This window comes from Priestia sp. J2 (genome assembly GCF_020790095.1).
Taxonomy (GTDB): Bacteria; Bacillota; Bacilli; order Bacillales; family Bacillaceae_H; genus Priestia; species Priestia zanthoxyli.
This window is the reverse complement of record NZ_CP086208.1, coordinates 604412-617374: the sequence shown is the minus strand read 5'-3', so window position 1 is coordinate 617374 and position 12963 is coordinate 604412. Positions and strand designations below refer to the sequence as shown.

Annotated in this window: 5 protein-coding genes; all 5 read right to left on the bottom strand. The window is 40.6% G+C overall.

Annotated features, from left to right (window positions below; translation table 11 throughout):
* Window positions 1–5 precede the first annotated feature (5 nt).
* The 5 genes from LJY09_RS03280 to fabG all read right to left on the bottom strand — a co-directional run bounded on the left by LJY09_RS03280 (window position 6) and on the right by fabG (window position 12867).
* The gene (locus LJY09_RS03280; protein WP_155010437.1) at window positions 6–3398 is read right to left on the bottom strand and encodes an SbcC/MukB-like Walker B domain-containing protein; all 3393 of its coding nucleotides are present in this window, start codon (window positions 3396–3398) and stop codon (window positions 6–8) included.
* The gene (locus LJY09_RS03275; protein WP_098625737.1) at window positions 3395–4579 is read right to left on the bottom strand and encodes an exonuclease SbcCD subunit D; all 1185 of its coding nucleotides are present in this window, start codon (window positions 4577–4579) and stop codon (window positions 3395–3397) included. The genes LJY09_RS03280 and LJY09_RS03275 overlap by 4 nt, the downstream gene beginning before the upstream one ends.
* 53 nt (window positions 4580–4632) lie before the next feature.
* A complete protein-coding gene (gene addA / locus LJY09_RS03270) occupies window positions 4633–8370 on the bottom strand; it encodes a helicase-exonuclease AddAB subunit AddA (RefSeq protein WP_155010438.1) in 3738 nt (1245 codons plus the stop codon).
* Complete coding sequence (addB, locus tag LJY09_RS03265) at window positions 8363–11863, bottom strand: helicase-exonuclease AddAB subunit AddB (RefSeq protein WP_228307483.1); 3501 nt, start codon at window positions 11861–11863, stop codon at window positions 8363–8365. The genes addA and addB overlap by 8 nt, the downstream gene beginning before the upstream one ends.
* Before the next feature lie 263 nt (window positions 11864–12126).
* The gene (fabG, locus tag LJY09_RS03260; protein ID WP_014461644.1) at window positions 12127–12867 is read right to left on the bottom strand and encodes a 3-oxoacyl-ACP reductase FabG; all 741 of its coding nucleotides are present in this window, start codon (window positions 12865–12867) and stop codon (window positions 12127–12129) included.
* Window positions 12868–12963 lie beyond the last annotated feature (96 nt).

Genomic DNA, 12963 nt, shown 5'->3' with positions numbered 1-12963 from the left:
CTTCCCTATAAAGTTTCTACTCTTACACTAGTTCCTTTGCCAGAAGGCTCGGATGGCTCAACAATCAAACGTTTTGGCAGCCGAGCTCGAAGTTCTTGTACGTGACTGATGACTCCAATTGATAAATTATTGGACTGAAGTTTTTCAAGCGCCGTAACCACTGTATCAAGAAGCTCTCCATCAAGCGTTCCAAATCCTTCATCTAAAAAGAAAAACTGCAGTGGATATTCTCCTCTTAGCTGTATTTGTGCAGATAATGAAAGGGCCAGAGCGAGGGAAGTTAAAAATGTTTCCCCTCCCGATAAAGTTGAAACCGGACGTTTTACGCCTCCATTTGCATCATCTCTCATGATAAAGCCGCCTTGTGAATCCACTTCAATCGCATAGCGCTGACGTGTTAATATACCCAGACGCTCTGAAGCATCTCGGCTGACGGACATCAGCTGTTCTTCAGCAATATATTCGACGAAAGCATTTCCTTTAAATACTGTTTGAAGCTTTTGATACTGTTCAAATAACGCTTGTTTTTCTTCACGGTCCTGTTCAAGCACTAAAAATCGCTCATGCCGTTCTTTGACACTTTTTAACGTTTGCTCAGCTGCTCCCTTGAGCTGAACGGCTTCTTTTACAGCCGCTTTTATATCATGAAGCAGCTGCTGAGTTTCTTCAAATTGCTGCTCTTCTATGGACTGGTGATTCAGCTGGATATTTAACTGTTCAATTGATGACTTCATCTGTTTTATGTTGTCCCAATAAGCCTGAACAGTTTCATCCAACAATTTCATCTCATCATTTGATAACAAAGCTTGCTGAACTTCTTTTCCTTCGCTGAATAAAGAATTTCCTATAGCTTCTTCCCATTTTTCAGCTGCTTTTTTATACTGGATATGAGCTGTTTCTAGAGATTCGCTCGCTGCTTTTTCATCCATTTGCAGCGTTTGATACGCTTTTTGAACAGTCTGCCAATGCTGATACGCCTGCTGTTCATTCGTCTCTAACTCCGCAAGTAAGTGAACTGTTTTTTGCAGCGCTTGTTCAATATCTTCTTGATCTGTAAGCGTACGCAAGCGTTCAATTTGCGAGTGAACAAGAGATTGTTTATGAGACAGCATTGCTTTTAATTCTGTAAATTCTTTTTCGCCCGCATATTTTTCTTCTTTTAGACGTTCGATTTTCTTTTGCTGATTTTCAAAAAATACGCTACTTTTTTCAATTCGAGCCTTTATTGTCTGCTCTTCTTTTTCTCGCTCATTTAGCTGTTCGTTAATTTTTTCCATCTCTTCAAATACAAAGGAAGGATAATCTTGTTGAAAAGCTTCTTTTCCTGCTTGTAACGTTTGTTTTTGCTGATTGACTTTTCCTTCTAATTCAATTTGTTCTTTTTGATAATGAGCAAGCTCTAATTCAATCTTTTCAAGACTTTGCTGGACCTTTTGTACCTGCCCTAGAATTGCCTGCTGTTTTTCACTTACCTGCAAATAATCCTGCTCAAGAGATTTGATTTCAACTTCTATTTTCTTAGCATACTGCCCAAAGGCATCTGTACCCATTTCTCCTAAAGCAGAAACTTCGCCAGCTTCGTTCATAAACTCAGCTAACTCAGGTATTTTTTCAACAAGAGGTTTAGCTAGCTGTTCAAGCTGCATTTTGAGCGACGAATAGCTAAATCGCTGTTCACGCAATTGATTGACTTGATCTTCGAACTGATCCGCTGACTCAGTTGTGACGTCATCTTCTTGTTGGTGTAACACGGGGTTAGGATGATGCTCAGAGCCACAAACTGGACAAGGCTCTCCTTGGGTCAGCTGCTCAGCTAATTGATGAGCCAGACGGCGTGACCATTCTTTTTCTTTGCGTCTTTTTAGATCGCTCATTAAACGATCTGCTTGTTGAAAAAGCTGCTGAAACTCTTTTTCCCGCTCACATACAGTATGATACAAGCCTTGAATATCTGAAAATAACGCTTTACTTTGTTCTATTGTTTGCTGATATCTCTCTTGGTGTGTCTGTTTTTGTGTATGCAAATGCTGAAGCTGTTCCGCTTTTTCTTTATACGTTTTTTGGCCTTCATCTAGATTTTTTTTATCATTATTCCATACTTGATAACGGTAAAATGCTTGCTGAACAGCCTGCCGATAATCAGGTTGAATCTCCACCTTTGTTAATGCTTCTTTTAACTCTTTTTGAAGAGCCAAGCCTTGCTGATACCGCTTATCCGCTTCCATTAATTCATCGTTTTTCGCTTGAAGTGCCTGCTGCTTTTGCTGAAGAGAAACTTCCGCTTCTTTTACTTCTTGCTGCCCATCTTTAATTTGTTTTTGAAGATCAGAAGCTTGTTGAAGCTGTTCTTTTTGAACAACTAATTTGGGCTGCTGTTCATTTTTTTGTAAGCGAGCCTGCTCATATAAGCTATTCGATCGCTTATATTCCTCACTTTGCTGAACAATTTGCACTTTTAATTTTTCTACTTTATCTTTATAAAGCTTCTGCTGTTTTTCAGCTTGTTCAAATGTTTCTAAATAAGGAAAAAGACGCTCTGCCTGCTGCGCTTTCGTCAGCAAATCTTGCTTTTGTTTAATCTCCTCTTCCTGCTTAGAAGCATGCACTAGTTTTTCTTCTAACAGTGTTTTTTCCTGCTGCGCTTTCCAAAGAGATGCCTGCTGATCGTATCGTTCCTGCAAATCAGCCGCTTCTTTTTCTCGTTTTTCCAAAAGTACAATGCTATCACTTACAAGCTGCTCGGCTTCTGTTACTTTCTCTGTTGAAGCTTCACCTAATCCCGTTTGTTCTGCCGTGATTTTATCTAGGTCTGTTTTTAGCTGCTGAACTTGATAGCGTATTTTCTTACTAAGCTGATCTCCGTACTGCTCGAGATTAAAAAGACGCTGAAGCATTTGACGACGTTCCGTCCCTTTTAACGATAAAAACTCTGCAAATTTTCCTTGTGGTAATACAACAGCTCTTGTAAAATCATCAATTGTTAAACCAAGAAGTTCCTGTACCTGCTGGTTTACATCATTTGTTTTATCCGCTAATACGTACGTTTCATCTTCGATTTCAATCAATCGACTGGAAGCTGATTTCACACGCAGCTCATCTGTCCGTTTAAAGCTTCGTTCAACAGTATAGCGTTTTTTATGACTAGCGTTTTCCAGCTCGAACGTAAACGATACTTTCAGTTCATTTTCCCCGTGATTTAAAATTCCTTGTGTATTATTGGCTGCACGCTCTACTTTTCCGTATAAAGCTAGTGTAATGGCATCCAAAATGGAGGATTTCCCGCTTCCAGTAGGACCAAATATTCCAAACACACCGCCTGAACACAGCGCTTCAAAGTCGACAGTTTGTTTTTCTCTAAAACTGTGAAGCCCCGAAACGGTCAAGTTAATAGGTTTCATTTTTCATCCTCCTTTCCCGATACTTCTTCATCGTTAATCAAGGTTAAAAACAGTTTGACTAACTCATCATCAGGTGCCCCTCCGCCGGTTTGCCTGCTGTAGAACTTTGTAAACAGTTCTTCGATCGGCACTTCGCGCTGTGAACGTGTTTCATGTGCTAGTTCTTCTGCTTTGAATACCGGACGAATATGAATAAAGCCTGCATGAAGCTTGCGAAGTCGATGGATTTCTTCTAGTGAAAGTGCATCTTCTACGTGAACTTCTAAATCAACCCATGCCTGCGCATCTTTCTGTTCATCAAGCCACGTATATACTTCTGCCAATCCGTTTTTTGCTTTCCAACGCGTCAAAGGCTTTCCGCTAGATAATGGAATTTCCGTCATTTCAACCTCTTTTCCTGGCTGAGCATCTAAAATGGTAACAGACTTTGCATATCCTGACTCTGAAAAGCTATAGGCAAGAGGTGACCCAGAATATCTTGCAAAGGTGTTGGCGCGATTGATCATTTGCGGGCGATGCAAATGTCCTAGAGCTACATATTGAGCATTAGCAGGCAAACTAGTTGCCGCCACCGTATAAGCTCCTCCTACTTCAATTGGACGTTCTGAGTCCGTTGAACTTCCGCCTGCTACGTAAATATGACTCATCGCAATATTAACGGTATCTGTTGTGAACTGCTCACTCATTTTATCGAAAATACCTTTTACTCTGGCATCGTATGAATTTCGAAGAGCCAGCTCATCATTTTCTTCTGCTAACAGTTCCTTTAACCTTGATTCAGATGGGTAAGGAAGAGCCGCAACCTTTAATATTTCATCTGATGTAGGAATGTGAATGCTTTCTACATCGGTAGTAGGCAAACCAAGAAGTGTAATATTTTGATGAACAGCTAATGGAGAAGCCGCCGACAGCCGATCTGGGTTATCATGATTACCTGCAATAACAATAATTGGACGTTTTCCATTGTTGCTCAACCTAGACATACTTTCGTAAAAGAGCTGCTCTGCCGCTGCTGGAGGGTTAACCGTATCAAAGGCATCTCCCGCCATGAGAATAGCATCTATCTTTTCTTCTTCCACAATGTCTGCCAGTTCATCTAAAAACTGTGCTTGCTCAGCTAGACGGCTTCGACCTTCTAACGTTCGCCCCAAATGCCAATCCGCTGTATGTAATAAACGCATGTTACTCTCTCCTTATTGGTGAAAAAGAAGAAGACTATCGCCTTCTTCTTTTCTTATATTTCAACAGCATGTCCACCATCTAAAAAGTAAAGATAGCGATGCTGAACAGGTTGTTTCACAATCCGCTCAATGGCCTTTGCGTAAAGCTCTAACTGAATGCGGTATCTTTCAATTAGAAATGGTTTTGCTCGTTCAAAATCCCCTTGAAAACGATCCGAAATATTATCTGTTTTAAAATCAAGTAAAACGAGGCCTTCTTCCGTTTCATATAAACAATCAATAATACCTTGTACTAAAATCGTTTCATCTTCCTGCTCCCAACGATCATAGATTTCTTTAGCGGAGACACCTAAACTAAAAGGCATCTCTCTATAAACCGTGCGAGCCGTTCGAATACCTTGTGCAATGTCACTGTCTAAAAAGTCTGCTACATCATTTGCATCAACGGCATCCGCTTGTTCTTGCGTCAATAATTCTTTGGTAACCATTGATTGAATAAAGTCTTGAACCATTTCGAGGGTATAAACTTTATTTAATGGAAGCTGCTGCATAACGGCATGTGTAGCTGTTCCTTTTTCAGCTCCTGTGAGAGATTTTTCTTGAAGAAACAGCGGACGGTTTTCAAGAGGTGCTTTAGATCCCCGAACGAGATCGTCGCTTCCACCTGCATCCGTCAGCTGCTGCTGCCTTTTTAGTTCAGAAACAGATTGCTTTGAACGATGAACGGAAGCTACACGATAATCATAAGACCAATTTAAGCGTCTATACACTTCCTCTTTATAATCGCTGGATTCTGTAACTGGCTCATGCTTTTGAAGAGCGTTCAAGAGCTCTTCATGATGTTGCTGCTCTTCAAGAGGCTGTTCGGCTAAATCAACCGCTAATAACGTTGAAAGTTTCCAGCTTGAAGCATGCTGATGAACCATCTCAGCCGGCTGGACCTCTCCTTCAACCATGTGACTAACATTTTGGTGACGAATTAAAGAAGGTCCAATCCAGTCTAAATAACATTTTGCATCTCTTCTCACGTGAGCTGGAAGCGTCCAATCTTCATGTGCCATAACAGAGCTCCACTGTCTAAGCTTTTCTGGTGCATCTTTTACTGTTCCGACTAAAATAAGCTTTTCTTTCGCACGCGTCAAAGCTACGTATAATACCCGCATTTCTTCTGCCATGCTTTCTTTTTTCATTTTTTTCTTCATGGTCTGCTGAAGAAGCGTTGGGTACGTAATACGCAGTTTCGGATCAATATATTTAGATCCAAAACCTAGTTCTTTATCGAGTAAATATGCTTTATTCAAGTCCATCAAGTTAAACTGACGAGCGAGGCCAGCTACAAAAACAACAGGAAATTCAAGACCTTTACTGCTGTGGATCGTCATCAAACGCACAACATCTTCTTGTTCTCCTAGTGCTCGAGCAGCTCCTAAATCGTTCCCCCGGTCCTGCATACGTTCAATAAAGCGTAAAAATCGAAACAGACCTCTAAAGGAAGTTGCCTCATACTGGCGAGCGCGATCGTAAAGAGCACGTAAATTGGCTTGACGCTGCTTCCCGCCAGGAAGTCCGCCAACAAATTCAAAGAAACCCGTATCGCGGTAAATTTGCCAGACTAGTTCTGACAAAGAGCTTTGTCTAGCTTGTGTTCTCCATGCTTTTAACTGATCATAGAAATATTTTACTTTATCGCGAAGTTCTTCATCATCTGAAACCGCTAAGTACGTTTTTAACGCATCGTAATACGTTCCTTTCTTTTGCTCTGCTCTCAGTGTAGCTAACTCTTCATCTGAAAGTCCTACTACCGGCGAGCGAAGAACAGAAGCTAATGGAATGTCTTGATGCGGGTTATCTACTACTTTTAATAAAGACATCATAATCATCACTTCAGTAGCATCAAAATAACCTGTTGATAAATCGGCATAAATCGGAACGCCTTCTTGTTTAAATTCATCCATAATCTGCGCAGCCCAAGGCATGGAACGAAGCAAAATAACAAAGTCACGATACGTCACGTTTCTCATAATATCGAGCTTGCGATCATATATTTGAAAACGGTTTTGAACGAGTTCTTTGATTTTACGCGCCATTGCTCTTGCCTCTAACTGAGCCGTTTCAAGCTCCGCTTCTGAAAAAGCGACGAGAGAAGAATCCGATTCTTCTTCCGCTCCTTCTTCTGCATTTTCTTTTGCAATTAGCAGAAGCTCCGTTTCCATTCCTTCCACTTTTGGATACGATGCTCCTAATTTTAAAGAAGCATCATCGTCATATGCAATTTCTCCTACTTCTTCATCCATCAGCTGGTTAAAAATAAAGTTTGTCGCATCAAGCACTTGAGAACGACTGCGGAAGTTTTTATTCAAATCGATACGTTTTCCGAACTGGCGACCATCTTGTGTAAAGCGCTTGTACTTTGTTAAGAATAAAAATGGCTCCGCTAAACGAAAGCGGTAAATGGATTGTTTTACATCTCCAACCATAAATAAATTTCCTTGTTCTTCACTATCTCTCGTCACTAATTTAATTAGTGTTTCTTGAACCATATTTGTATCTTGATATTCGTCAACAAGTACCTCTGCAAACTGAGTGCGATATTTTTGGGCAATGGACGAAGGCTTAAGCACACCGTCTTTTTTTACACTCAAGATTTGCAAGCAATAATGTTCTAAATCAGAAAAGTCCACTAACCCTTTCTCTTTTTTAATGTGTTCATATCGTTCACCGAAGCGCTGAACTAAAAAGATTAGCGTTTCAATAACCGGCTTCATTTTTTCAAAATCAGCCATGTAGCCTTGCAAAGGCCTAGAAAACAGATCAGCATGAAGCTTTTCAAGGCTTGTCTTAGCTTTTTTGCGAAGCTCTCCGAAGTCATCTAAAAGCTGAGGGTCGTATGCTTCTCCTTTACATGGCTTTAAACGAGTAAAATTCAAACTCTGCATTTCTTCATGCAAATCAGCAAAAGAATGCTTAGAAGCGCTGAGCAGCCGATGAATTTGAGCCAAGTCTTCCTCTGCATTAACAGCGCGAGGAGCAGGCCCTCCTGGCAGCTTTGTTAGCTCTAAGCATTGTTTTAAAATCGATTCAATGCCAATCAGCTGCGTTGTTACTTCTTGTAAAAGAAAAGATAGAAACGGAAGTGAATCAATAGAAGAGTCCTCTGTGACATCATATTGACTCACGATCATTTCAAGCCAGCCGTTTGGGTCAGGGTTAGATCTTGCAAAGTCATATAGCTTTCTTACCATAAGCTGAATATCTAAATCGTTTCGGTCACTTGTATAACGATCAATTAAATCAAAGAATCGCTCGTTCTGTTCAATACTGTACTGTTCTTCAAACAGTTCTTCCAATACTTCTTCACGAAGGAGCTCTGCTTCCGTATCATCCGCAATTCGAAAACCAGGGTCTACATCAATCATATAATAATACGTACGAATGACTTCTAAACAAAAAGAATGAAGCGTAGAAATAGACGCACGGTTTAATAAATTAAGCTGTCTGCGCAAGTGTAAAGAAGATGGATTCTTTTTTAACTCTTTTTCTAATGCTTCGCCAATTCGATTTCTCATTTCAGCTGCGGAAGCATTTGTAAACGTAGCAACAAGTAATCTATCAACATCGATTGGCTCATCACCCATCGTAATCTTTTTAATAATACGTTCAACTAAAACCGCTGTTTTTCCTGAACCAGCAGCCGCGGCTACTAATATATCTTGACCTGATGAAACAATGGCGTTCCACTGATCATCCGTCCACTGGGAGTCGGCCGGTTTTACGTGTATATCTTTACTCATCTCGTTTGGCCTCCTCTCGAATTTTATCTAAAATAACATTTTGGCTCTCTGTACTAAGCTGACGATATTCATTGTTTTCCATTGATTCGTCGAACTGACAGATTGAGCGGTATTCACAAAACGCGCATGGTGTTTTATCTTTTAGCTTATAAGGCGAAATATCAATTTTTCCATTTGTAATCTCTGTACCTGCCTCCACAAACTTACCTCGCACATACTGACGGAGATGTGTAAAATCTTCTTCGCTCGCAACCGAAGAATTGGAATAAAAGCCCCCTGTCTTTTTAATGCCCGCCGATATAACTTGTGAGTGCCCTGATTCTAACGTTTCATCCATTAATCGTACTGCTTCCTCGTCCCCTAAAAGTAGTCCTTTCATTTTAAACTTCTTGAAGATTTCGGCTTCAATTTGATCAGGTTGTAATGCTTTAGTACTGTTGATCATTGGATTATGAACGTGGAAATAAAGAACGCCAGCAGGCAATGCTCCTCTATTATCATGAAGAAGCTGTTCAGCATACGTCACGACTATGTCTAAATAAGCTAAAATTTGAAGAGATAAACCGTAGTACACTTCCACTAAGTTTAATGCTTTATCGCTTGATTTATAGTCGACAATACGCAGTAAAAGTCCTTTAGAGCTTTCCGCTTTATCTACCCTGTCAATTCGACCAACGAGTTCCATCGTATGGCCATTTGGCAGTGTGAACTGCATAGAAGGCAGCTCCGCGCTAGGTCCAAATCCAAGCTCCAATCCAACAGGAACAAACCCACTCACCTTAGCGTGCTCACTTAACACAAGCGACGCCCGTTCAATAATTTGCTGCAGCTTATGCGTTAAATAATGGTGACGATTAGAGCTCAATAAAATCTCGTTTTGTAAGCGCGGAGCAAGTTCGTGCACCGCAGCCGTAGAAAGCTGCTGACAGTCTTTTCTCGTTAAGTTCTTCCATTCTTTTTGACCGCCGCGAAGCTCGTCTGAAATCATCTTCAGCGCCGCGTGAAATAACTCGCCTATGTCAGGAGCTGCTAATTTGAAAACTTTTCGTTCTTTAAGTTTGAGCCCATGAGAAGCAAAATGAGCGTACGGACAGGCTTCAAATTTCTCCATTCTCGATACGCTTGCTTGAATATGCTTTCCATACAGACGCTGACTCGTTTTCTTTGTTAACCTTTTTGCTTCGTTTTTATAAAATAAACTGCTTAGTACTTTCTCGCTGTATGAGTTCCAATCTGAATTTTCTACATAAAAATTATATACATCCCACCAAGCGGAACTCATCGGATAATGGCGTTTCCACCCTTGCAGCTGGCTGGCTAAATACGCGATGCTCGTTAAGGGATTTGTTATATAATCAACTTGCTTTTCTTCTTCTAAATCCGTAGGCTCCGTCATTAACAGCTTTTCCTGCAGGAGCGGAAATAGCTCTTTTACTCGATTAATAACGAGTGAAGGCAGCAGAGTCTTCCCTTCCTCATTGGCAAGAGGATACGAAACATAAAGTTTTTCAGAAGAGCTGGAAAGTGCTAAATAAATGAGAAATTGTTCGTCAAACAGCTTTTGCCTTCCAGTTGGCGCAAGTAATAAGCCTGATTCAAGCAGCTGCTCTCTCTCTTTCTCAGATAACAGGCCATCGCTTTTTGGTTTAGCTGGAATCACACCGTCATTTACGCCTAGCACAAAGCTTGCTTTGATATCGGATAAACGCGAACGCTCAAAACTTGCCACAACCACTTGATCCAGTGCAGGCGGAACAAGTGCAAACTGCATGCTGTCAAGCCCTGTCTCAAATAGATCCGCGAACAAAGAAATCGATACTTTCTCTTCTCCCATCATTTCAACAAACTGATCAAATAAGTGAAGAATTGCTTTCCATACCTGCTCGTGCTCTCTTGCTTCTTGAAGCTTTCCTTCTTCTTCACATCGATTGCGCAGCGCTTCTATCTTTTGTGGAATATCTAAATTCGTTAAAAAACGATAGAGTGCTTCTGCTTTTTCTTTTCCTATTTTCGCTTGTTTTAATTTTTGCTGAAGCGAATAAATAGGAGGAACAATCATATTTTTTAATTCATTTATTTTTTGCTCAAAAGCAAGCTCTTCGTCAGTTTTCCCAAGGTTCATGTCTTCAAGCGAACGATATTTTCTGTAGGTAAATGGCTCCTTACTCGTCCACTTAGATCCTTGAATACCGTAAGCAAGTACGTAATTTTCTAATTCATCCATCTCTTCGCGAAGCTGGTGCACATCAGATGACAAAGGAAATAAAAGGTCTGTTTTCACTGCCCGAAAGATGGTTTCGTATCGCCATGACCCGCTTACCACCTCTAAGACTGAGCGAATAAATTCAACGAGTGGATGGTGAAACATCGCTCGCTTTTGGTCAATAAAGTACGGAATTTCATAATCTCGAAAAATGGTTTGAAGCAAGTCATGATAGTCTTCTGCATTTCTAACAATCAAGGCAATATCACGATAGCGATAGCCGTGATCGCGCACAAGCGACAGCACTTCTCTTGCAATCCCTTCTACCTCTGCTCTTCGGCTAACAGCAGGCAGCAGCTGAATGTGCTCGGGCTCTGACTGAAATTCCGGCGTTGGCCGTTCATCATAATATCGTTCTAAATAGGCAAGCTCTGGACTGTTTTGATGCCTTTTTTGTTCATTAAATACGTTTGGCTCTTGAATCTCTATCCCGTTTTCAGCCGCCAGGCCCATTATTTCTTGATACGTTTCGCTCGTTAATCGAAACAAGTGCAGGTCATTTGGAATAAAATCTTGATATGAATAATCAGAAGTAACCGCTATTTTCACTTCTCTACAAACTTTCATCAGCTCTACTAATACCGTTAATTCTTGAGGAGTATAGTGATGAAATCCATCTACATAAATCGTTGCTTGAGCAAGGTACGCAGAAGAGACTACTTTTTCGCTCAACAGCTTCAAATAATCTTCTCCATCTACATATTTTGTCATCAGCTGTTTTTCTAATTCTCCGTAAATGAGATGTAAATCATGTAATTTATCAGCAAGGACTTTCTCATCTTCTGCTTGAAGTTTTTGCTTCATCTCTTCGAGAGACGGTGCATCTACCGTGTACTGTTTAAATTCTTTAACCATTTTTTCTAGTTCTTCAATAAACCCTGCTTGTTCTGAAGAATTCGCAAACAATCGAAGCTCTTTTTTTTGATGCTCGATAATTTTTTTAAGCATCATATGAATACCTGTTTGATCCACATGATAGCGGCTAATACCTCCGACTTCTTGCAGAATACGCCACGCAAGACGTGTAAAACTATAAACTTGAGCACGCATCATGCCTTCTAACCCAGGTGTTTGAACAAGCGCATACTCCGACTGAAATGTCATCTGTTCAGGTACAATATAAATAAGTGGATGCCCAAGCGGAGCATTTAACAGCTCTTGGCGCATGCTATTTAAAAGATATTCCGTTTTCCCGCTTCCTGAACGTCCTAATAAAAACTGTAGCCCCACGTTTTCACCCCTTCATTTTTCTTCTCTATATTTTTAGTTGTTTAAGTGCAAAATGGATAAACGCCACGCAAACACGTGACGCAGTCGTCAAAATTTTATAGTGATAATCAGCTAAATCTCTCTATCTCTCTCCTTATTATTTTACTGAACTTGCAGACAAAATTCCACTTTGCACATATGTGAAATGCTGGATGCAACAAAAAAACTTTTCAGTAGCCAAATGACCACTGAAAAGTTTTAGAAAAGCGAGTTATTTTCTACTTTTACATCATGATTCCACCATCTACATGCAGTGTTGTGCCGTTAATATAGTTGGACTCATCAGAGGCTAAATAAAGATAAGCATAACCAATGTCAGAAGGCTGACCTAACCTTTGTAAAGGAATAGTAGATTTCATTTGATCAATGATTTTGTCCGGCATCGCCTTCACCATATCCGTCTCAATAAACCCGGGAGCTACAGCGTTTACATTAATTCCTTTTCGCCCAAGCTCTTTAGCCCATGTTTTTGTCATTCCCACTACGCCGGCTTTTGTCGCCGCATAGTTTGTTTGACCAACATTTCCATATACGCCGGATACCGAAGATGTGCTGATAATTTTCCCTTTACCTTGAGCAATCATATGCGGTACAACGGCTTGCGTACAGTGAAAAACGCCTGTAAGGTTTACGTTAATGACCGCTTGAAAATTTTCAACTGATAATTTAGTTAGCATTCCATCTCTGGTAATACCTGCATTATTAATTAAAATATCTATTTTAGAGAAGCGTTTCACGACTTCTTCTACCATTGCATCTACACTGTCTCGATCCGCTACGTTTACTTGAAAGAATGCTACATCTCCGCCTTCTTCTTTTAGCTGAGCTGCTCGTTCTTCTCCTACTTTTGCATCGTAGTCAACCATAGCGACCTTTGCACCCTCTTGTGCGAAAATTCGAGAAGCTTCGAACCCTAACCCATTTGCTGCACCCGTAATAATTGCCACTTTATCTTTTAATCTCATGTCACCCGCGCTATAAGACGCTTACTAACAACGATTAATCAGCAAGTCGCTTGAATCTTAGTAGCGCATTCCCCTCCTCAAAACGACGCCAAGCAC

Excerpts from the sequence above, each read along its gene's own strand:
- LJY09_RS03280 (WP_155010437.1), bottom strand. The coding sequence starts at position 3,398 with ATGAAACCTATTAACTTGACCGTTTCGGGGCTTCACAGTTTTAGAGAA.
- LJY09_RS03275 (WP_098625737.1), bottom strand. The coding sequence starts at position 4,579 with ATGCGTTTATTACATACAGCGGATTGGCATTTGGGGCGAACGTTAGAA.
- addA (WP_155010438.1), bottom strand. The coding sequence starts at position 8,370 with ATGAGTAAAGATATACACGTAAAACCGGCCGACTCCCAGTGGACGGAT.
- fabG (WP_014461644.1), bottom strand. The coding sequence starts at position 12,867 with ATGAGATTAAAAGATAAAGTGGCAATTATTACGGGTGCAGCAAATGGG.